Raw genomic sequence first — 20,363 nt, 5'->3', positions numbered from 1 at the left:
CGGTCAGTGCCGTTTCTCGGCCATCCAGGCGGTCGCGTGCTCGACCGCCGCCCCGATCGGGAAGAGCCGTGCGCCGCGCCGCCCGAGCGGTCCGCCGCGCAGGTGTCCGGCGGGGAAGTCGGCGCCGATGCGGGCGAAGTCGCTGTCGTCGAGCACGGCGTCCTCGTACGCGAACCAGGTGGCGCCGCCCCGCTCGTCCCTGATCACCGCCCGGTAGGTGCGGGTCGGGTGGGCCGGCACCAGGTATTCGGCGTGATGGAAGGCGGAACAGACCGCGAAGCCCACATTCACGAGCAGGACCTGTGCGTCGGCTGCGACGAGTTTGCCCAGGGGGGACTCGGCGCCGAAGTGGCAGTCGAGCGCATGGCCCTTCATGAGCTCGGCGGCCCGCGCGCCGAGCGCCGCGAAGGAGGTCTGCGGGTGGTCGCTGCGGACGGCTCCCCCGGTGGTCCTGACCCGCTCGGCGAGGCGTCCCGTGCCCAGGGACGGGGTGTGTTCCGGGTCGAAGGGCGGCATCGCGGCCCGGAACGCGACCGGGTCGGGGGCGTGGCGCACGAGGGCCAGGTGGGCCGGGGACGTGTCGGAGTTCTCGGGGGTGAACGCGGGGACCACCAGTGTCCCTTCGGGGCCGAGCACCGTACGCAGCGCGTCCAGGAGCGTCTCGGCGCGGAGCCCGGTGCCGCGCAGCGAGGCGTGCACGAGCAGGACCCCGCCCTCTTCCACGCCGAGGGCGCGCAGTTGGTCGGCCGGGCCGGGCTCCCCCGGAACCTCAGTGGTGTTCTCGCCCACGCGATGCCTCTTCCCATTCCTGGCGCACGGTGTGCACCAAGTGCTTTCCGGTGACGGTGAGTTCGGCCGCCCGCTCCAGAGCCTCCAGCGCCCGGCCGAGCTCCGCCAGGATTCGCGCACCACCGCCGTACGCGGCGACCGCGACCCCCTCGTACGTCTCGGCGAGCAGCCGGGAGACCGGGAGCGGTCCCCAGGGCGTCGGATGCTGCCACGCCCCGTCCATGTCGTACAGGTCCTCGACGTCGAGGAGGGCGCGCAGGGCCGCCCTGCGCGCCCCGCGCAGCAGGGCCAGGGCGAGCGGCTCGTCCGCGAGAGCGACGAGACCGACGGGAAGGCCGAGCGCGCCGAAGCCGTGCCGCCCCACCACCGGCTCCGCTCCGTGGGCGAGCGGGGTGAGCGTGGTGATCGCGGCAAGCGCGCCGGCGAACCGCGGAACCCTCTCGGCGAGGCGCGCGCGGGCCCGGGCAAGCCGACGGCCCCACTCCCCCGCCTCGCGCGGCTCCGACCGGGGCAGTACGGGGCTGCCGAAGCAGTCGCGGTACGGGTCGAGGTCGTCCAGGACCAGACCGTCGGTCCCGCTCGGCGGGCGCCAGCCCGGGGCCGGTTCGGCAGGGCGGGCGATGTGCCGCTCGCCGTCGGCGTGCCGTATCCGCAGGCCGCGCCCCGCGACGGTGACCTCGGCCACGCCCCGGGCGGCGGGCAGGCGCAGTTCGCCCAGGGTCGGCAGGTGGAGCCGGCCGTCGCACCAGCGGACGGGGACGGTCAGGTCGGCGCCGCCGTGCACGGCCGCGGCCGCCGTGTACGCGGCCAGGCGCAGGGCCGTCGCCACCGCTTCGGGACGCCCCGCGTCGAGCGCCTCCAGTGCGGCGAGGAGCCAGCTGCGGGCGTAGGGGTGGGCCAGTACGGTGTCGAGCCCCGGGCCGTCGACGGAGGTGGTGAGCTCCCAGATCCGGGCCCACTCGGCGCCGCCCCGCCCGTCGAGCCCGGTGTGCAGCCGGGCGAGCAGGAGCCGGTTCAACTCAAGCCCGCGATCGGTGAGTTGATGAGGATCGGGAAGTTCGGGGACCGGCGTGCGGGCCTCGATGCCGCGCACCAGGGCCATCAGGTCGGGGCAGTACACGGACGGGTTGTCGAAGCCCCGGTCCGCGCGGTAGCGGTGGGTGTAGTGGCCGCCTCCGCAGGAGCGGACGACCGGGCAGCGGCGGCACTGTTCGCCGACCCCGGCGAGGCCGCGCCGGCGGGCGCGCACTCCCGGGTGGGCGGCGACCGCGTCGAAGTCGTCCTGGAACACGGAGAATCCGGTGGCGGCGGCGCCTTCGTAGGCGGATTTGAGCGAGTCGACCTGTTCGAGGGAGCCGTCGGTCTCCACCACGACGATGTCGGTGGGGGCGAGGCCCAGGGACTCGGTGAGGCTGGGGCCGCCGTGCAGGGTGGAGAGCACCGAGTCGAAGAGGCGCACCGGGACGGTCCGGCCCTGCTCGTCCCAGCGGTCGAAGACGGCGAGCAGCCAATCGGCGTAGGGCGCCGGGATCTCGTCGGGTCGCGCGGGCGGGCTCTCCCAGGTCGCGTGCGGCAGGAGGTAGTCGATGCGGGGCGGGTCGAGGGCGACGAGCGCGTCGTGCACGGCGACGGGGTCGTTGGCGAGGTCGACGGTGCAGAGCAGCCCGGCGAACAGCCGCCGGTGGCACGGCTGTTGGAGCAGTGCGACGGCGGCCAGGACCTCTGGATGGCTGCTGCGGCCGTCGGCGTAGCGCCGGTGGCGGTCGTTGGCGGCGCGGTCGCCGTCGAGCGAGATGCCGACCTTCACGCCGAACTCGCCGAACAGGTCGAGGTGGCGCGTGCTGAGCAGCACACCGTTGGTGTGGATGCGCAGATCGAGCTCGGCGACGGGTGCGACGGCGGCGGTCAGCACCTCGCAGACCCGGCGCAGCCGCTCGGGCCCGGCGAGCAGCGGTTCGCCGCCGTGCAGAATCACCGAAACGGAACTCAGGCGGTGCTTTTCGGCGTGCTCGGCCAGCCGTCGGGCAGTGTGCTCTATGACGTCGTCGGAGACCGCTCTGGGCTGCTGCCGCCAGCTCTGGTCTGCGGCTTCGTACACATAACAATGGTCACAGGCCAGGTCGCACCTGCTGTGCACCTTGAGCACGATCTCGCGGAATGGGACCAGCGGTCCTGTCATTCCACCAGTTTAGCGAGGGCGGGAATTCGGGCGCCCGGCCCGAGAGTTCCCCGGGAATGCCCCGGAGCCCCCGCCCTGCCCTGTTGCCCCATGGCCCCCACCGGGCGCACCCGGCAGGGCCGACCACCAACTCCCGTGTCAGATCGCCGAGTTGAAGGTGGCCACCGTGACCGGGCGGCTGCCTTCCCGGGGGGCCAGGACCCTGCTGAGGCTCCTTTCGGAGGTTCGGTCCGCGGCCTTCGCGGCCAGTTCGGCCAGCGGCACCCGGTCCTTCTTCGCGGCGGCGAATGAGGCTGAATTTGCTGAATTTACGGTGGGGTTCACGTTCGTCCCTGGGGTGAGTGATAACCGCACGTGGACAGTGGCACCGGCACATGCACCGTTGCAGTACCGGCGGGACGACTTTACTCTCATCCCAACCAGTGGATGGAGCACGCAAACAGAGCGCACACCTGCCATCCCTACGAAAGAATGAAGGCAAAACCGCAGACGGGGGTGCATGTGACGGCGATTCCCGGCCCATTGCAGAGCATGGTCTTCCGGAACGCGGATCTGCCGGGCCTCTTCCACCACGCGGACGCGCTGGCGATCGGCCGGCAGCAGTCGGCGGTCAAGCTGACCCGCACCCAGCTCTCGCTCCTCGTCGTCGGCGCGCTCGCGGCGGCGCTGCCGCAGGTCCGGGTCGGCGAGGACTTCCAGGTACTCGGCGCGCTGAGTGCGCTCGCCTACGCGGGAGTGCTGCTCGCGAGCTTCGGGGCGGCCCGTCGGCACGCCGCCTCGCACTGGCAGCTCAACCGTTCCGCCGCCGAGTTCATCAAGTCGATGTGCTGGCGCTACGCCGTTCACGGCGCCCCCTTCGACCTCAGTGCTCCCGACCCGGACGCGCTGTTCGTCACCCGCGTCGAGGAGGGCCTGCGGGAGCTGAAGAAGGTCGGCTGGCGCGACCCCCGCGAGGACGGCGAGCTCGCTTCGGGAGGGCTTGTGACCGCGAGCATGCGGGAGTTGCGGGGCAAGTCGTTCAACGTGCGCAAGGAGACATACGTACGCGACCGGCTCATCGAGCAGCGCAACTGGTACCGGCGCCGCCAGGAGACCTCGCGGCGCGCGACCAGGCTGTGGTCGACGGCGATCACACTGTTGACCCTTCTCGCCCTTTTTTCCGCCACTCTCCAAACCTTCTCGGTCGTGGAGAAGGTAAACATGGCGGGTGTTCTGTCAGCATCGGCCGCGGCCTGTCTCGCCTGGAGCGAGATCCGCCGCCACCAGCCCCTGATCTCGGCACATGCGCTGGTCGAGCAGGACCTGATGGAGATGCACGTGGCGATGGAGAACATGGTGACCGAGCGGCAGTGGCCGCAGGCCGTGTACGAGACCGAGCGGATCGTCTCGCCCCAGCACACGGACTGGCTCGCCCGGCTGCGCAGTTGACCCCCGTTGCCCCGGCCCGCGTCACGCCCTGCGGCTGCCGTCCCGCCAGATGACCGTGACGGGCCTGCCGAGGCTGCGGGCGTACTGCACGATGTCGCCGGTGCCGCCGAGGCCGCGGGCCGGCAGGCCGTCCCAGACGGCGACCAGCCGGTCGCAGTTGTCCGCGATGTAGGCCCCGGCCGCGTAGTAGGCCTCGTCCGTGGAGTGCGGGTAGCCGAGCGCGATCTCCTGGCTGGCGCGCCGCTTCAGGCCCCGGTAGCGGGCCAGTTCGGCCGCGTCCGCGAAGCCCGTCTCGTAGTCGCCGCTCGGGATCACCACGGTGAGGGCGGCGCCGCAGTCCAGGGCGATGTCGGCGAAGAGCTGGTCGGCGCCGGTGGCCAGGCTGGACAGCGCCTCCAGGGAGCCCTCGTGGCCGCCGAGCAGGGCGCGCAGCCGGTCGCGGATCTCCTCGAAGGCGTCGGGCGGGATGTCGCGGTGACCGGTCACTCCGATGCGCTTCAATGCGTCTCACCCCGTGTGTCCGGCGCCGGTCACTGACGGACCTGTTCTACGTCGTGCCCTTGCACATCCTCTCAAAACAGCGCATCGCGTCCAGCCGGAAACCCCCGCCCGGTTCGCCCGGGCGGGGGCCTTGGCCTGCGGTCGGCCGACGTTCAGTGACGCATCGTCAGAAGAGGCTCACGCCATAGGCGTTCATCGCTTCGACCACCGGCTGGAAGAAGGTCGTTCCGCCGGAGGCGCAGTCGCCGCTGCCGCCCGACGTGAGGCCGAGGGCGGTGGAGCCGGCGTAGAGGGGGCCGCCGGAGTCGCCGGGCTCGGCGCACACGGTGGTCCTGATGAGGCCGGAGACGATGTCGCCGCTGCCGTAGTTGACCGTCTGGTTGAGCGCGGTGACCTTGCCGCTGTGCACGCCGGTGGTCGAACCGCGCCGGGTGACCGTCTGGCCGACCGTCGGGTTGGCGGCGCTGGAGATGTGCTGGCTGCCCACGGCGCTCGGGTGCGCGAGGGAGGTGTTGGTGTACTGCACGAGACCGTAGTCGTTGCCCGGGAAGCTGGTGCCCACGGTCGGCCCGATGCTCGTCGAGTGCGACGAGTTGGTGTAGTAGTTCGGCTTGCCCTGGGTGCAGTGACCGGCCGTCAGGAAGTAGTAGGTGGAGCCCTTCTTGACGTTGAAGCCCAGTGAGCAGCGCCAGCTGGTGGTGTAGATGGCGTCGCCGCCGGACAGCAGCTTGGTGAACCGGCCGGGGGTCCGCTCGATGCGCAGGGCGCCCGCGTTGGCCCCGGCCTCGCGCTTGATCTTCGCCAGGCCGGCCGCCGAGACGGTCGAGTCGGCGGTGACGACGACCTTGCCGGTCGCGCTGTCCACGCTCCAGGCGGTTCCGGCGACGTCCGCTCCGCGCACGGCGTCGCTCGCGGCGGTCAGGGCGGCGACGCCGAACGTATGGGCCGGGGTGGCGCTGGCGTTGGGGACGGCTATGGCCACCGCGGCGAGCAGGCCGGTGGCGACGGCGGCCAGCCTGGTGCGTCTCGCGAGACCGGTGGGGGGTGTGGGGGTGGTGCGCTTGATCCTCACTTCTGTTCCTCCCGAGGGGAATCGAGGGGCCCGTGCAAGGGGGGACCCCGTGAGGCGCAGCCAAGGACCACGGCAGCCCAATAAGGCGCAAGCCGTGCTCCTGACAAGCGCTGCGGAGGAGTATTCGGGGGCCCGGCCGGGGCGCGCAAGAGCGCCTTCAGGCCGGGCTCCGCGAGGAGGCGCGCGCCGGGGTCAGCTGGTGCGGATGTTCCGCTCCCCCGCCGGGATGTCGATGGGGAGGGTGTTGCCCGGGGGCGGGAAGGGGCAGATGAAGTGATCGGCGAAGGCGCAGGGCGGCAGCTGCGCCCGGTTGAAGTCGACGGTCACCGTGCCGTCCTCGCCGGGCGCTTCGGGCCGCAGGAAGCGGAACCGGAAGGTGGACTTCCCGCTGGTCCCGTCGGCGAACACGGCCCACAGCGAACCGTCGGCCTCGACCGAGACCTGAAGGGTGTGCTCCTGCCCGCCGAGCGTGAAGGCGATCTCCCCCGCGAGTTCGAGCCCGCGCTCGACCCCGTCGGCGTTCGCCACCTTCACCTGCCGCCCCTGGTACGGGCGGAAGGTGCCGGGCAGCCGGAAGCGCTCCTCGTACGGGGTGGCGTCGATGCCCGCGAAGGCCTGCCGCGCCGGGGACTCGGGGTCCCACACCCGTACCGCCCAGAGCCCCTCGCGGCGCAGGACCACGAGCCTGCGGTCGCCCTGCGCGAGCCGGGACCCGGCGGCCGGCCCGACGTCGGCGCCGAGCCGCGCCTCCCCCGTCAACAGAGCTCCGTCCAGCCGCAGTTGGTACCTCTCGTCGGCACTGAGCACCACCTCGTCCCCGTCCTCCCGCCACCGGCCGAGCTCCTCGGGCACGCCGTCCGCGAGCCAGTGGGTGCCGGTCAGGGCGAGCGGTCCGTAGGGCGCGGAGACCGACGCGATGCGGTGCTCGTGCCACGTCTTCCAGTCGAGGGCGTGGTCGGACCGGGGGTCCTGCGGTGCTTGCGTGGTCATGCGATCAACCTTTCCATACCGGGGTGCGCAGTCCGAGGTGCGAGCGCAGCGTGGACCCGGTGTATTCCGTGCGGAACGCGCCGCGTTCCTGGAGCCGTGGCACCACCTGGTCGACGAAGTCGTCCAGGCCGCCGGGGGTGAGATGGGGTACGAGGATGAAGCCGTCGGCGGCGCCGCCCTGCACGAACGCGTCGAGCTCGGCGGCGACCGTGTCCGGGGTGCCGATGAAGGACTGGCGGCCGGTGGTCTCGATGACGGTCTGCCGGATGGAGAGCCCCTTGGCCTCGGACAGGGCACGCCACTTGGCGGCGATCTCCAAGGCGTTGGTGATCTTCACCCGGCCCTGGACGAGCGCGGAGTCCGGGTCGGGGTCGACGGCGGGCAGCGGCCCGTCGGGATCGTAGGCGGACAGGTCGCGGCCCCAGATCTGTTCGAGGGCGAGGATGGCGTTCTGCGGCGAGACCTGCTGGTGGCGGATCTCGGCGGCCTTCTCCTGGGCCTCGGCCGCGGTGTCGCCGAGCACGAAGGTGACCCCGGGCATGATCTTGAGGTCGTCGGGCTCCCTGCCGTACTGGGCGAGGCGCCCCTTCACATCGGCGTAGAAGGCGCGGCCCGCCTCCAGGGTGCCGTGCCGGGTGAAGATGACGTCGGCGGCCGAGGCCGCGAACTCGCGCCCCTCGCCGGAGTCGCCGGCCTGGATGACGACGGGGTGCCCCTGCGGGGAGCGCGGCACGCCGAACTTCCCCTCGATGGAGAAGTGCTGCCCGTGGTGGGCGAAGGGCCGCGGCGCCCCGTCCGGCCCCCAGGAGTCCCACAACTCCCGTGCCGTGGCGACGAATTCGGCGGCGCGGGTGATGGGGGTCCCCCCTGGTCGAGCGGAGTCGAGACCTTGAGGGAGGTCCGCCCGGTCGAGGAAGCCGCCGCGGCGGAAGTTCTCGCCGGTGAAGGCGTCGGGCGAGGTGACCACGTTCCAGGCGGCCCGGCCGCCGCTGAGGTGGTCGAGCGAGGCGAAGCGGCGGGCGATCTCGTACGGCTCGTTGAAGGTCGCGTTCACGGTGGCGGCGAGCCCGAGCCAGTCGGTGACGGCGGCCAGCGCGTTGAGCAGGGTGATCGACTCGGGCCGCCCGACCACGTCGAGGTCGTGGATGCGGCCCTTGTGCTCGCGCAGCCGGAGCCCTTCGGCCAGGAAGAAGAAGTCGAACCTGCCGCGTTCGGCGGTCCGGGCGAGGTGCTCGAACGAGGAGAAGTCGATCTGCGACTTGGAGCGCGGGTCGGCCCAGACGGTGGTGTTGTTGACGCCGGGGAAATGGGCGGCGAGATGGATCTGCTTCTTAGCTGCGCTCATGGCGGCCTCCCCCTGCGGTGGCGTACTGGTTGACGGGCCGTGCCAGGCCCAGGTGTTCGCGGAGGGTGGCGCCCGGATAGAAGCGCCGCAGCAGACAGCGGTGCTGGAGGACCGGGACGGTGGCCTTCACGACGAGCGCGAGGTCGCGCTCGGGGTCGGCGAGGCGCAGGTGGAAGCCGTCGACGGCGCCCTCCTCGTGCCAGTCGCCGATGAGGCCGGCCAGCTCCACGGCGTCGGCGGTGGTGGCAAGCGCCACCGGGATCGAGCTGAGCACCCGCAGCCGCTCGGGGTCCCGGCCGTGCGCGCGGGCCCGGTCCCGCAACTCCCCGCGGGCGGTGCGGGCGGCGAGCGGATCCTGGGTGCGTACGAGCGCGACGTCGGCGTGCCGGACGGCTGCGGCCCTCGGCTCGGCGGCGGTCGCGTCGACCACGGTGACGGGGTGCCCCTGGGGCGGCCGGGGCACGATGGCCGGTCCGCGCACCGAGAATCCACGCCCCTCGAAATCGACGTAGTGCAGCTTGTCGCGGTCGATGAACCGCCCGGTCGGCTCGTCGCGTATCTCGGCGTCGTCCTCCCAGGAGTCCCACAACTTGGCCGCCACATCGGCGACTTCGCGCGCCTCGTGCCACACCTCGGCTCTTCTGGCCGCCGGCCGCCGCCCGAAGAGCCGCGCCTCGGCCTCGGAGGTGGACACCTCGGGACTCCACCCGGCCCGGCCCCGGCTCACCCAGTCGAGGGTGGCCACGGCCGAGGACACGTGGAACGGCTCGGTGTGGGTGGTGTTCACGACCGGGACGAGCCCGATCCGCTCGGTGGCGGGCGCGACCCGGGACAGCACGGCGAGCGCGTCGAGCCCGGCCCGGGCGAAGGAGTCCCCGAGCGTGACGAAGTCGAGCGTGCCCTGCTCGGCGAGGCGCGCGAGCCGGACGAAGTGCCCGGCGTCGTAGTGCCCGGCCCCGTCGAGGGAGACGGCGAGGTGCACGGGGCCGCGGACCAGTGGTGCGGACATGGGTGAACCTTTCTGGAGGATGCAGGTCAGCCCCTGGGGGTCCCCCTGGACGAAGTCCTCGGGGGAGTTCGAGGAGCAGGGGTCTGAGGGCGGCGCCCCCAGACCCGGGTCACTTCGCGACCCTGGGCAACCCCCGCGGGTTGATCTCGGACCGCGGCACCGCCTCGGCGGAGAGCCCCCACCTCGCCAGCACCTTCGCGTAGGACCCGTCCTGGATCACGTGGTCCAGAGCCGCCGCATAGGCGGCCACGAGCCCGCTCCCCTTCTTCGTCGTCGCGGCGATCTCCCCCTGGAGCCCCGCGCCGCCACCGGAGTACGTGCCGACGATCTCGGTCTGGCCCGCCGACGCCACGTGGTACGCGGCCGACGGGTTGGGCCCGAGGTAGGCGTCGATGCGCCCGGACTGGAGGGCGAGGTAGTAGTCCGTCGCCGTCTGGAAGTACTTGATGGACACGGGCTTGCGCCCGGCCTTCACGTTCTGCTCGCTCCAGTCGAGAAGGATCTTCTCCTGGTTGGTCCCTGAGGACACCGCGACGGTCCTGCCCGCCACGTCCTGCGGCCCGCCGACCTTCCAACCGGAACCCTTCTTCGCCTCGAAGGCGAGCTGGTCCTTGCGGTAGGTCGCGAAGTCGTACTTGTCCTTGCGCTCCTCGGTGACGGTGACGTTAGAGAACACCCCGTCGAACTTGCCGCTGTCGAGCCCGACGAAGAGGTTCTCCCAGGAGACGGGCTGGAACTGCGGCTTCACACCGAGGGTGTCGGCGACCAGCGTGGCGATGTCGAGCTCCACGCCGATGGGCGTCTTGTCGTCGGTCGCGTAGAAGCTGAGCGGCGGCACCGACCCGGTGGCCACGCCCACGCTGAGGGTGCCCCGGTCGCGTACGCCCGCCGGGAGCTCGGCGGCTATCGCGTCGACCTTCTGCTCCCTGATGCGGTACTGGTCGGGGCCGAGGTTGATGCCGGTGCCCTTGCCGCCCCTGGGTGCGACCTCGTCGGTCGCGGCGTCGCCCGTGCCGCAGGCGGTGAGGAGCCCGGCGGCGGCCAGCGTGGCGAGTGCGGCGGCGAGGGTGCGGCGCGAGAACACGTACGTACTCCTGAAACTGCTGGGAAGGGACATCACAGGACCTTCGAGAGGAAGGCGCGGGTGCGCTCGTGCCGGGGGGCGTCGAGCACTTCGGCGGGCGGGCCCTGCTCGACGATCGCCCCGCCGTCCATGAACACGACGGTGTCCGCGACCTCACGGGCGAAGCCGATCTCGTGCGTGACGACGATCATCGTGGTGCCGGAGGCCGCCAAGTCCTTGATGACGTCGAGGACTTCGCCCACCAGCTCGGGGTCGAGCGCGGAGGTCGGCTCGTCGAAGAGCAGCAGCTTCGGTTCGAGGGCGAGCGCGCGGGCGATGGCGACGCGCTGCTGCTGTCCGCCGGAGAGCTGCTTGGGATACGCGTCCGCCTTGTCGGCGAGCCCCACCCGGGCGAGCAGCTTCTCAGCCGCGGCCACCGCGTCCTTCCGGGGCCGCTTCAGGGCCGCGACCGGCGCCTCGACGATGTTGTCGAGGACGGTGAGGTGCGGGAAGAGGTTGAAGTTCTGGAAGACGAAGCCGATCTGGGTGCGCTGCTTGAGGACGTCGCGCTCGCGCAGCTCGTACAGCTTGCTTCCGGACCGGCGGTAGCCGACGAGCGTGCCGTCGACGGTGATCCAGCCGCTGTCCACCTTCTCCAGATGGTTGATGGTGCGAAGGAGCGTCGACTTGCCCGAGCCGGACGGTCCGAGGACGACGGCGACCTCGCCGGCCCGGACGTCCAGGTCGATGCCCCGCAGGACTTCGAGTGGGCCGAAGCTCTTGTGCACGGACCGGACTTCGACCATGGAGGTGCTCATCGCACGGCCCCCTTCGCGTAGTGGCGTTCGACGTAGTGCTGGAGGACGGAGAGCACGGTGGTGAGGAGCACGTACCAGACGGTGGCGACCATGAGGAGCGGTACGACCCTGCCGTTGCGGCCGTAGATGACCTGGACCTGGTAGAAGAGTTCGCCGATCGCCATGACGGAGACGATCGAGGTGCCCTTGAAGAGCGAGATGATCTCGTTGGCGGCGTTCGGCAGGATCGAGCGCATCGCCTGCGGCAGCACGATCCGCCGGATCTGCCGCAGCCGCGGGATGCCGAGGGCGGCCGCCGCCTCCAACTGGCCGCCGTCGACGGCCAGTACACCGCCGCGCACGATCTCGGCCGCGTACGCCGCCTGGTGCAGGGCGAGCCCGAGGACGGCCGCGCTCATCGCGCCGACGAGCCCCACCGTGTCGAAGGTGAACAGGCCAGGACCGAAGGGGATGCCGAACGACAACTCCTTGTACAGATAGGCCAGGTTGAACCAGAACAACAGCTGCACGATCAGCGGGATCGAGCGGAACGCCCAGATGTAGCCGAAGGCCACCGCCTTCAGGAACGGGCTGCCCGACAGGCGCATGAAGGCGAGGACGATGCCGAGCGCGAAGCCGAGTGCCGTCCCGTAGAAGGTGAGTTGGAGGGTGATCCAGACGGCCTTGAGGATGGTCTCGGTGGTGAAGAAGCGGGCGAAGACGTCCCACTCCCAGGCCGGGTTGGTGAGCAGCCCGTGCCCGAACTGGGCGACGAGCACGGCGGTGACGGCGACCGCGGCCCAGCGCCAGGGCCGGCGCACGGGCACCACTTCGAGCGAGGCGTAGTCGGGCCGCAGTGCGGGCGCGGCCGTGTCGAGGGGTGGATCGCTGGTGAGCGACATGGGCGTCCTTCGGGAAGGGGGTACGGGGGCGGCGGTCAGGCGCTGAGGCGACGACACGCGAGGTCGCGCAGGAAGGTCAGCGCGGCGCGGGCCGTGGCGTCGTTCTGTCCGAAGGCCGCGCCTCCGGTGCGTGGCCTGGTGAACGCCCCCGACGCGCGCGCGACGGTGAACGGGCCGAGCGCGAACCGGCGCGGGTGGGCCCGGCCGTCGCGTCCGGTGACGCGCCCGTCGGCGGGGTCCACGTGGAGCAGGCCGGTGTCGGCGGCGCCCGCACCCTCCTCGTACAGCGCGCGCAGCAGCGGGCTGCCGGGGCGTTCCGCGCTGGGCTCGGGCAGCCGGGCCTCGACGAGGGCCGCCGCCTCGATCCACTGCCCGGGCACGCTGGCGCTGCCCGCCCGGAAGACGCCCTTGGCCTCGTCGGCCTCGACGGTGACGCCCGCGCCGAGGAAGCGCACGATGCCCGCGTCCGACAGCGCGAGCAACTGCCGGAGCCGGGGCCCGGGCGGCCCGGAGGCGAGGAAGCTGAAGAACCCGTGCCACCAGGAACCCACGTCCCCGACGCGCAACAGCTGCCCGTAGACCGACAACAACCCGAGAAAAACTGCCAAGTCCTCGCTGTGACCAGCATCATGACGCCGAGTCAGATCAGCCCGGATGTAGGAACGAAGGCCGTCCTGGAGGCTCTCGTACGAGGTGAAGCGGAGCCCGTCGAGCGGGTGGTCCAGGGCTTCGAGGTCGAGGCGGTCGGCGGGGTCGGGGACGGAGGCGGCGACGAGGGCCTGGAGTTCGGGACTGCCGGGGTCGGCGGCGGCGTACTTCTCCTCGAAGTCGGGCCAGTCGACGGCGGTGCGCTCGGGGTGGGCGGTGAAAAGCCGGTGGTAGTGGGCGAAGCCCAGTTCCTTGTCGATCAGGGGCCAGAGGTCGCGCCGGAAGTCGGGCCGGTGCGGGCGGCTCAGGAGTTCGTCGACCTCGGCGGGGCCGAAGAAGCGGGGCAGCGGCGGACGTTCGCCGGTCCAGGTGTAGCCGATCTTGGAGTGGTAGGGCACCCCGCGCCGGGATCCGACGTGGAGGACGGGTTCCCGGCCGGAGGGGTGGTAGACGCCGTCCGCGTCGTAGCGGCCGCCGCGGCCTTCGGTGAGCAGGGCCATGAGGTCGACGAAGGCGAGTCCGAAGCCGCGGACGATGACGGGTTGGCCGGGGCGCAGGGCCGACAGGTCGCTGTCGGCGGTGAAGGCGGGCGGCAGGTGCACCAGTCCGTGCCGGTCGGCGAAGTCGGCCAACTCCCTTTGCTCTTCGTCGAGTTCGGCGTCCAGGTGGCCGAGGGTGAGCACCACCAGGTCGGCGACGAGGGGCTCGGTGCGGCCTTCGAGCCACACCCGCTGCCGCCCCTCGCGCGGCCCGCTGACCCGCGTGGCGCGGGTGCGGTGCTCGTGCACGGTGACGGTGGCCGGCAGCGCGGCCACGGCGTCCTCGTACACCCAGCGCAGGTACGCGCCCTGCGCCCGCCGGCTGGGGAAGGTGCGGGCGTCCAGGCCGGACCATTCGGCGAGGGTGGGCCCCGGGCGCACCGGGCCGTCCTGCTGGACGGTGTCGTCGGTGAACATGGTGACGTCCTCGGCCATGGAGTTCATCCAAAGGAGCGGCGACTGGTCGGCCCGCCAGATCCGTCCGCCGCCCGCGGGATGCGGGTCCACCAGGTGGACGTCGAGGGCCCGGTCTCCGTACAGGGAAGGGATGTTGGCGGCGAGCCGCTCCAGGAAGCCGGTCCCCCGCGGACCGGCTCCTACCACCACGATGGACGCGCTCACCGGGCACCCGCCGAGCCGCGCGCGTAGAACCGCTCGACGTAGTACTGGCCGATGGACAGGAGCGAGGTCACCACGACGTACCAGATGGTGGCGACCAGGAGCAGCGGGACCACCTGGTAGGTGCGGTGGTAGACCAACTGCACGGAGTACAGCAGGTCGTTGACAGCGATGATGGAGACGATCGAGGTGCCCTTGAGGGTGCCGATCAGCATGTTCCCGGCAGGCGGCACGATGGAGCGCATGGCCTGGGGCAGGACGATGCGGCGCAGTCGGCGCCAGGGTCCGAGGCCCAGTGACTGGGCGGCCTCGATCTGGGCGCGCTCGACGGAGAGGATGCCGCCGCGCACGACTTCGGCGGCGTACGCGGCCTCGTGCAGGGTGAGCCCGACGACGGCGACGGTCACCGGGCCCATGAGGTCGACCGTGCGCACGCCGAGGATCTGCGGGTAGAGCGCCCCGATGTTGAACCAGAAGAGCAGCTGCACCAGGATCGGCGTCGACCGGAACAGCCAGACGTAGCCCCAACTCACCGCTCTCAGCACAGGGTTGGCGGACAGCCGCATGACCGCGAGCAGCGTGCCGAGCGCGAAGCCGAGCGCCATGACGGCGGCGGTGAGCCACAGGGTGAGCCAGAGCCCGCGCAGTACGGCGGTGGTAGCGAAGTAGTCGGCGACCACACCCCACTGGAAGGCCTCGTTGCGCACGACGGAGTCGAGCGCGAGACCGAGCAGCACGACGACGACAACTGCCGTGATCCGCTGGCCTGTTCGGCGCAGGGGAACGATGCGCAGGGTTTCGGGAGTGCCGTCCTCGGGAGCTATGGACGGGCTTTTGGACAGGGCGAGGGACATGCGAAGGCTCCGTGGATGCAGAGATCGAACACGGGATTGGCCTTCACGAACACATGGCGCGAGGTGGTGCGGAACCGAGCCCCTCAGCACGGGTTCCGTTCCTGAGGCTATGCGCTGCATGCTGGAGGTTGTCAAGCTTGTCCGCACTGTGGGCGTTACGTCTCAGCGTGGTTGACGCGGAAACGGATGCCTGTTCCACTTGGGCCATGCATCCGCAGCAGTGGCTGGTCACGCGCTCCCACATCGACTTCGGTCGAGTGTGGTCCTCTTCCTGTTGAGCTGACCCCCTGCACGGCCTGTTCTTCCGCGTCCCGCGCGCGCCGTCGCGCCGCGTCCCCGCGCCTTCACCTCACTGATCACTCGCGCACCCCTCCCCTCGCCGTACCTCAGTGCCCCCGTCGGCACTTCCGCCTGCCCGAAATCCCTGGAGCGCACCCCGTCATGAGCAGGTCCCCAAGCCTGACCAGATCGCGCAACTACGCCGCGTTCGCCCTGATCACCGCCGCGGCACTCGGCCTCACCGCCTGCGGGTCAGGGGACCCGGCCGACGTGGGGGCGGCCGGCAACGCCGCGCCCGCCGGGCAGCGGGGGAAGATCCCCACCGCCGACGTGGTGTCGGCCGTCCACAAGGACGAGGCCGCGGCCGCGCTGCTGCCCGAGAGCGTCCGCAAGGCGGGCACCCTCACCATCGCCACCAGCGTCGGGACCCCGCCGGGGGCCACCTACTTGGAGGACGGGAAGACGGTGGCCGGGCAGGACGTCGACTTCGCGGACGCCGTCGCCAAGGTGCTCGGCCTGAAGCTGAAGCGCGAGGTGGCCTCGTTCGAGGTGATCCTGCCCGCGCTCGACAGCGGCAAGTACGACCTGGGCACGGGCAACTTCGGCGTCACCGACGAGCGCCGCAAAACCATCGACTTCGTCACCTACATCAACGACGGCCAGGGCTTCGCCGTCCGCAAGGACAGCAAGCTCACCGACGTCACCGACCTCGCCCAGCTCTGCGGGCTGAACGTGGCGACCGGCGCGGGCACCACGTTCGAGGCGACCCTGGAGAAGAACAGGGCCAAGTGCGGGGCCGCCGGCAAGAAGCCGTACGAGGTGCAGACCTACAGCGACCAGGGCGCGCTGTGGATCTCGCTCCAGCAGGGCCGCAGCGATGTCGTCATGTCGACGATCAACGGCCTGCGGTACGCGGTGGGCCAACAGGAGGGCCTGAAGTTCCTCAACGAGTTCCACCGCCTGGACGTGGGCTTCGCCTTCAAGAAGGGCACCCCCCTGGCCCCCGCCTTCCAGGCTGCGGTGAACGAGCTGAAGAAGGACGGGACGTACGACAGGATCCTGGCGAAGTGGGGCACGACGGGGTCGGGCATAGAGCGGTCCGAGATCTCACCGCCGGAACACAAGTAGCCATGCCGGGCACGCATCTTGAGCGCCGCTGCGCCGCCGTGCCCTCAAGAGACGCGGGGCTGTGACATGGGCGGCCCCGCGGTGCCCCGCCAGTCGGTGCTCCGCTCGGCCTGAGCCTCCGTCAGAACCGAGGCGAACAGGGCCCGTCGATTCCGAACGCGGCTCTCCCCCGAGTGACGTTGGGCACCCCGCCCAACGCCTCGTTCTTCAGTGCGGCAGGCATCGTATCGATTGATCCGTTCACCCGTACGAGCCCTGTGTCACTCATGTGGAGGGACATACATAATTTTGTTACGCCGGACTTCACGTACCGGGCGTATCCCAGAGGATTCCTGACGAATCGCCACATGATCTGTGCCAGTACCGTCACGAATCACCTGCACGGCGACTATCCACTTGGCGCGGTATCCGCATCATGGACGACCATAGGGACACGAGACTGAAGAAGCAGCAAGAAGAAGACCGCAGTGAGAGGAGGCGTCCATGGGATCGGTGCGCAAGGCCAGTGCCTGGCTGGGGCTTGTCGAGGACAACGACGACCGCTACTACGACGACGAGTACACCGAAGGTGCCGCCGAGTCCGGCGAGGCCTGGGTGACCGACCCGCGGGTGCGGGTGGCCTCCGAGACGGCCGAGGACCAGGGCCGCCGGATCGCCACCGTCACACCGGACGGCTTCCGGGACGCGCGGGGCATCGGGGAACTGTTCCGCGCGGGCGTCCCGGTCATCGTGAACCTGACGTCCATGGACGCCGGTGACGCCAAGCGCGTCGTCGACTTCGCGGCCGGGCTCACCTTCGGTCTGCGCGGCTCCATCGAGCGCGTGGCGACGAGGGTCTTCCTGCTGACCCCCGCCGACACCCAGATCGTCAACGGCGAGCCCGCCGGCCGTCGGACCGGTGGCTTCTTCAACCAGAGCTGAGTCGAAGATGCCCACCGGCCGGGGGTCCGGGGGCACCCCCGGGAAGACACGGCGATCAGAGCTGGGGCAGGGCGCTCGCCGGGGTTACCGGAACGCGTCGAGTCCGGTGAGCGCCTTGCCCAGCACCAGCTGGTGCATCTCGACGGTGCCCTCGTAGGTCAGCACCGATTCCAGGTTGGTGGCGTGCCGCATCACCGGGTACTCCAGGGAGATCCCGTTGGCACCGAGGATGGTGCGCGAGGTGCGGCAGATCTCGATCGCCTCCCGCACGTTGTTGAGCTTGCCGAAGCTGACCTGTTCCGGCCGGAGCCGCCCCGCGTCCATGCGGCGGCCCAGATGGTGGGCGAGCAGGATCCCCTTGTGCAGTTCGAGGGCCATGTCGGCGAGCTTGGCCTGGGTCAACTGGAAGCCACCGATGGGCTTTCCGAACTGTTCGCGGGTCTTGGCGTAGTCGACGGCCGCTTCGAAGGAGGCGCGGGCCGCGCCCATCGCGCCCCACACGATTCCGTACCGCGCGTGCGAGAGGCAGCTGAGCGGGCCCTTGAGGCCGGTCACGTCGGGGAGTACGGCGTCGGCGGGCAGCCGCACCTCGTCCATGACCAGCTCGCTGGTGACGCTGGCCCGCAGCGACCACTTGTGCTTGATCTCGGGGGCCGAGAAGCCGGGGCTGTCGGTGGGGACCACGAAGCCGCGGATGCCGTCGTCGGTCTGGGCCCAGACCACCGCGACCCCGGCCACCGAACCGTTGGTGATCCACATCTTGCGGCCGTTCAGCACCCAGTCGGTGCCGTCCCTCTTCGCGTACGTGCGCATCCCGGCCGGGTCGGAGCCGTGGTCGGGCTCGGTGAGGCCGAAGCAGCCGATGATCTCGCCCGCCGCCATCCCGGGCAGCCAGCGCCGCTTCTGCCCCTCGGAGCCGAACCGCCAGATCGCGTACATGGCGAGCGAGCCCTGTACGGAGACGAGCGAGCGGATGCCGGAGTCGGCGGCCTCCAGCTCCAGGCAGGCCAGCCCGTACTGGACGGCGGTGGCGCCCGCGCAGCCGTAGTCGGTCAGGGACATGCCGAGCGCGCCGATCGAGCCGAGCGCGCGGGCCAGTTCACGGATGCCGGGCAGCTCGCCGTTCTCGTACCACTCGGCGATGTGCGGCAGGACCCGGTCGGCGGCCCAGGCGCGGACGGTGTCGCGGATCGCGAGGTCCTCGGGGCTCAGCAGGTCGTCGATGCCGAGCGGGTCGGCCGGGTCGAAGGGGGGCAGCGTGGAGGAAGGAGCGGACATGAGGGCGCCTCCGCGGCTCTCGCTCAACTAAAACTAGCAGTGATAGTTATTACCTGAGCGCTGACGTTACGGGTCAGTGTCCCGTGCGTCCAGACTCCACGGTCGCCACATCGCCGGGCCGCGCCGGGGACGGCAGCTTCACGCTCAGCTGCTGTGCGTGGCGCGGCTCGGGTCCCAACGGGACCTCCGGCTCGGGTTCCCGCTCCTGCCCGGCCACCGAGCAGTCCATGATCCGCGGCAGCCGCAGCCCGGCCACCGCGCCGAGGAGCAGCAGCGCGGCGCTGACGAAGAGGGTGACGTGCAGACCGTGCACGAAGGAGGTGCGGGCCGCGGTGCGCAGCGCCTCGCCGGCCGGGCCGCCGAGGCGGCCGGCGACCTCGTAGGCCTCGCCGAGCGAATTGGACGCGGCGGCCGACGCCTTGGCGGGGACCCCGCCGACGGATGCGAGGCCCGGTGCGTAGGCGGCGTTCATGACGCTGCCAAGCAGCGCGATGCCCATGCCGGCGCCGAGCTGGTAGGAGGTCTCGCCGATGGCGGCCGCGCCGCCGGCCCGCTCGGGCGGGGCTTCGCTGAGCATCGATTCGTACGCCGCGAAGAGCGTGGTCTGGAGCCCGAAGCCGAGCATGACGAACGAGACGATCATCAGCGACGGCCAGTCGGTCTGGCCCATCAGGACGAGCAGCAGCACGGCGCCCGCGGTCAGCGCGAAGCCCGTACAGACCATCCGGCGCGGGCCGAGCCTGCGCAGTGTGTACGAGCCGGTCGCGCCCGCCGCCATCGCGGCGAAGGTGAGCGGCAGCATGCGCAGACCGGTCTGGAGCGGGGAGAGCCCGAGGACGAGCTGGAGGTACTGGACGGCTATGAGCTCCAGGCCGACCAGGGCCAGCATGGCGACGATGATGCAGCCGACCGAGGTGGCGAAGGCGGGCCTGGAGAACATCCGGATGTCGATGAGCGGGTGCGCGCGGCGGCGCTGCCTGCGGACGAAGAGGATGAGCAGGGCGGTGCCCAGGCAGAGGGTGGCCAGGGTGCGGCCGTCGAATATGCCGTGTCCGGCGCCGAGCCGCTTCACGCCGAAGACCACGGCGAGTATGCCGCCGGCCGCCATCAGCGCGCCCAGCACGTCCCAGGGTCCGTCGGAGCTGCCCTTGGACTCGGGCAGGATCCAGCGGCCGAGCGGCAGGATCAGCGCCATCAGCGGGATGTTGATGAGGAAGACCGAGCCCCACCAGAAGTGCTGGACGAGGAAGCCGCCGAGGACCGGCCCGACGGCGGCGCCGATCGCGGCGACCGCCGTCCAGATGCCGATGGCGGTGGCCCGCTCGCGGCGGTCGGGGAAGACGACGCGCAGGATGGAGAGCGTGGCGGGCATGATCATCGCGCCGCCGATGCCGAGCAGCGCGCGGGCCGCGATCAGTACGGGCGCCGATTCGGCGAGGGCCGCCACCGCGGAGGCCGCGCCGAAGATCGCGTAGCCGAGCAGCAGGACCCGGCGCCGGCCGACCCGGTCGCCCAGGGTGCCGAAGAGGATGAGGAGGGCGGCGCAGACCAGGGGGTAGGCGTCGACGATCCAGAGGAGTTCCACGGAGCCGGGCCGCAGGTCCTCGGTGACCGAGGGGATCGCGACGTGCAGGACGGTGGCGTCGAGCGCCACGAACAGCAGGCTCACACAGAGGACGACGAGGATGACCCAGCGGTTGGCGCCGCCGGCGCGGACACCGGGTCGCGCACCGGTCATGGTCGTCCCTGTCATGTACGTACCTCCCAGTACTGCGGACCCTCCGGGTCCGGGACGGTGCGGTCGCGACGGACCGTGCCACCACCACTCTCGCGGTCGGTGGGCCCGGCGGACCAGTGACCAGCCCTGATCGGGATCCCCGAGGCCCGGCATCGACGGGCGAGTGATTCGTCAGACTACGCGAGTTCACCCATGTGGCGCGTGGTCCACCTCTCACGGCGAACGACGCCGAGGTGTGGCGTGCGCCACGCGGGGTCCACCCATGGGGTGATCTTTACGCTCCGT

Annotated in this window: 18 protein-coding genes; 3 read left to right on the top strand and 15 right to left on the bottom strand. The window is 71.2% G+C overall.

Annotated features, from left to right (window positions below):
* Nucleotides 1–3 precede the first annotated feature (3 nt).
* The 3 genes from OHA17_RS31020 to OHA17_RS31010 all read right to left on the bottom strand — a co-directional run bounded on the left by OHA17_RS31020 (nt 4) and on the right by OHA17_RS31010 (nt 3,292).
* The gene (locus tag OHA17_RS31020; RefSeq protein ID WP_406509267.1) at nt 4–789 is read right to left on the bottom strand and encodes an aminoglycoside N(3)-acetyltransferase; all 786 of its coding nucleotides are present in this window, start codon (nt 787–789) and stop codon (nt 4–6) included.
* Complete coding sequence (gene fxsBH / locus OHA17_RS31015) at nt 770–2,968, bottom strand: radical SAM/SPASM protein FxsBH, inactivated beta-hydroxylase extension form (RefSeq protein ID WP_406509266.1); 2,199 nt, start codon at nt 2,966–2,968, stop codon at nt 770–772. Before fxsBH ends, OHA17_RS31020 begins: the two co-directional genes overlap by 20 nt.
* A 138-nt stretch (nt 2,969–3,106) precedes the next feature.
* On the bottom strand, nt 3,107–3,292 hold the full coding sequence (locus tag OHA17_RS31010; RefSeq protein WP_406509265.1) for a hypothetical protein: 186 nt from the start codon (nt 3,290–3,292) through the stop codon (nt 3,107–3,109).
* A 207-nt stretch (nt 3,293–3,499) separates the two neighbouring features.
* Between OHA17_RS31010 and OHA17_RS31005 the strand changes: the two genes are divergently transcribed.
* Nucleotides 3,500–4,396 carry a DUF4231 domain-containing protein gene (locus OHA17_RS31005; RefSeq protein WP_406509264.1) on the top strand — a complete coding sequence of 299 codons (897 nt, stop codon included), beginning with the start codon at nt 3,500–3,502 and terminating at the stop codon, nt 4,394–4,396.
* 21 nt (nt 4,397–4,417) lie between these two features.
* On the opposite strand, the gene OHA17_RS31000 is transcribed toward OHA17_RS31005, so the two are convergent.
* From OHA17_RS31000 to OHA17_RS30955, 10 genes are all read right to left on the bottom strand, one after another.
* On the bottom strand, nt 4,418–4,897 hold the full coding sequence (locus tag OHA17_RS31000; protein WP_053723397.1) for a hypothetical protein: 480 nt from the start codon (nt 4,895–4,897) through the stop codon (nt 4,418–4,420).
* 166 nt (nt 4,898–5,063) lie between these two features.
* The gene (locus OHA17_RS30995; protein ID WP_406509263.1) at nt 5,064–5,969 is read right to left on the bottom strand and encodes a S1 family peptidase; all 906 of its coding nucleotides are present in this window, start codon (nt 5,967–5,969) and stop codon (nt 5,064–5,066) included.
* 192 nt (nt 5,970–6,161) lie between these two features.
* Nucleotides 6,162–6,959, bottom strand: coding sequence for a DUF1684 domain-containing protein (locus OHA17_RS30990; RefSeq protein WP_406509262.1), 798 nt, complete (start codon nt 6,957–6,959; stop codon nt 6,162–6,164).
* Between the two features lie 4 nt (nt 6,960–6,963).
* A complete protein-coding gene (locus OHA17_RS30985; protein WP_406509261.1) occupies nt 6,964–8,304 on the bottom strand; it encodes an NtaA/DmoA family FMN-dependent monooxygenase in 1,341 nt (446 codons plus the stop codon).
* Nucleotides 8,291–9,313, bottom strand: coding sequence for an LLM class flavin-dependent oxidoreductase (locus OHA17_RS30980; protein WP_406509260.1), 1,023 nt, complete (start codon nt 9,311–9,313; stop codon nt 8,291–8,293). Before OHA17_RS30980 ends, OHA17_RS30985 begins: the two co-directional genes overlap by 14 nt.
* 109 nt (nt 9,314–9,422) lie before the next feature.
* Nucleotides 9,423–10,430, bottom strand: a complete 1,008-nt coding sequence (locus tag OHA17_RS30975) for an ABC transporter substrate-binding protein (RefSeq protein WP_406509259.1) — start codon at nt 10,428–10,430, stop codon at nt 9,423–9,425.
* A complete protein-coding gene (locus OHA17_RS30970) occupies nt 10,430–11,182 on the bottom strand; it encodes an amino acid ABC transporter ATP-binding protein (RefSeq protein WP_406510858.1) in 753 nt (250 codons plus the stop codon). The genes OHA17_RS30975 and OHA17_RS30970 overlap by 1 nt, the downstream gene beginning before the upstream one ends.
* A gap of 8 nt (nt 11,183–11,190) precedes the next feature.
* A complete protein-coding gene (locus tag OHA17_RS30965) occupies nt 11,191–12,075 on the bottom strand; it encodes an amino acid ABC transporter permease (RefSeq protein WP_406509258.1) in 885 nt (294 codons plus the stop codon).
* Nucleotides 12,076–12,110: 35 nt separating this feature from the next.
* Entirely contained in the window at nt 12,111–13,883 is a 1,773-nt protein-coding gene (locus tag OHA17_RS30960; RefSeq protein WP_406509257.1) for an FAD/NAD(P)-binding protein, read from the bottom strand.
* Nucleotides 13,880–14,734 carry an amino acid ABC transporter permease gene (locus tag OHA17_RS30955; protein WP_406509256.1) on the bottom strand — a complete coding sequence of 285 codons (855 nt, stop codon included), beginning with the start codon at nt 14,732–14,734 and terminating at the stop codon, nt 13,880–13,882. Before OHA17_RS30955 ends, OHA17_RS30960 begins: the two co-directional genes overlap by 4 nt.
* A gap of 441 nt (nt 14,735–15,175) precedes the next feature.
* Here OHA17_RS30955 and OHA17_RS30950 point away from each other — a divergent pair, with 441 nt between their 5' ends.
* Together OHA17_RS30950 and OHA17_RS30945 are read left to right on the top strand one after the other, a co-directional pair.
* The gene (locus OHA17_RS30950) at nt 15,176–16,141 is read left to right on the top strand and encodes an ABC transporter substrate-binding protein (protein ID WP_406509255.1); all 966 of its coding nucleotides are present in this window, start codon (nt 15,176–15,178) and stop codon (nt 16,139–16,141) included.
* A 483-nt stretch (nt 16,142–16,624) separates the two neighbouring features.
* A complete protein-coding gene (locus OHA17_RS30945) occupies nt 16,625–17,062 on the top strand; it encodes a cell division protein SepF (protein ID WP_406509254.1) in 438 nt (145 codons plus the stop codon).
* Between the two features lie 84 nt (nt 17,063–17,146).
* Here OHA17_RS30945 and OHA17_RS30940 read toward each other — a convergent pair whose 3' ends face one another.
* Nucleotides 17,147–18,340, bottom strand: a complete 1,194-nt coding sequence (locus OHA17_RS30940) for an acyl-CoA dehydrogenase family protein (protein WP_406509253.1) — start codon at nt 18,338–18,340, stop codon at nt 17,147–17,149.
* Between the two features lie 73 nt (nt 18,341–18,413).
* Nucleotides 18,414–20,093, bottom strand: a complete 1,680-nt coding sequence (locus tag OHA17_RS30935) for an MFS transporter (RefSeq protein ID WP_406509252.1) — start codon at nt 20,091–20,093, stop codon at nt 18,414–18,416.
* Nucleotides 20,094–20,363: the final 270 nt, after the last annotated feature.

This window comes from Streptomyces sp. NBC_00212 (assembly GCF_045206365.1).
Taxonomy (GTDB): domain Bacteria; phylum Actinomycetota; class Actinomycetes; order Streptomycetales; family Streptomycetaceae; genus Streptomyces.
This window is presented reverse-complemented; position numbering and strand designations above follow the sequence as displayed.

Coding starts and splice junctions, on each gene's coding strand:
- fxsBH (WP_406509266.1), bottom strand. CDS start 2,968: ATGACAGGACCGCTGGTCCCATTCCGCGAGATCGTGCTCAAGGTGCAC.
- OHA17_RS31005 (WP_406509264.1), top strand. CDS start 3,500: ATGGTCTTCCGGAACGCGGATCTGCCGGGCCTCTTCCACCACGCGGAC.
- OHA17_RS30990 (WP_406509262.1), bottom strand. CDS start 6,959: ATGACCACGCAAGCACCGCAGGACCCCCGGTCCGACCACGCCCTCGAC.
- OHA17_RS30985 (WP_406509261.1), bottom strand. CDS start 8,304: ATGAGCGCAGCTAAGAAGCAGATCCATCTCGCCGCCCATTTCCCCGGC.
- OHA17_RS30980 (WP_406509260.1), bottom strand. CDS start 9,313: ATGTCCGCACCACTGGTCCGCGGCCCCGTGCACCTCGCCGTCTCCCTC.
- OHA17_RS30975 (WP_406509259.1), bottom strand. CDS start 10,430: ATGTCCCTTCCCAGCAGTTTCAGGAGTACGTACGTGTTCTCGCGCCGC.
- OHA17_RS30970 (WP_406510858.1), bottom strand. CDS start 11,182: ATGGTCGAAGTCCGGTCCGTGCACAAGAGCTTCGGCCCACTCGAAGTC.
- OHA17_RS30965 (WP_406509258.1), bottom strand. CDS start 12,075: ATGTCGCTCACCAGCGATCCACCCCTCGACACGGCCGCGCCCGCACTG.
- OHA17_RS30955 (WP_406509256.1), bottom strand. CDS start 14,734: ATGTCCCTCGCCCTGTCCAAAAGCCCGTCCATAGCTCCCGAGGACGGC.
- OHA17_RS30950 (WP_406509255.1), top strand. CDS start 15,176: ATGAGCAGGTCCCCAAGCCTGACCAGATCGCGCAACTACGCCGCGTTC.
- OHA17_RS30945 (WP_406509254.1), top strand. CDS start 16,625: ATGGGATCGGTGCGCAAGGCCAGTGCCTGGCTGGGGCTTGTCGAGGAC.
- OHA17_RS30940 (WP_406509253.1), bottom strand. CDS start 18,340: ATGTCCGCTCCTTCCTCCACGCTGCCCCCCTTCGACCCGGCCGACCCG.
- OHA17_RS30935 (WP_406509252.1), bottom strand. CDS start 20,093: ATGACAGGGACGACCATGACCGGTGCGCGACCCGGTGTCCGCGCCGGC.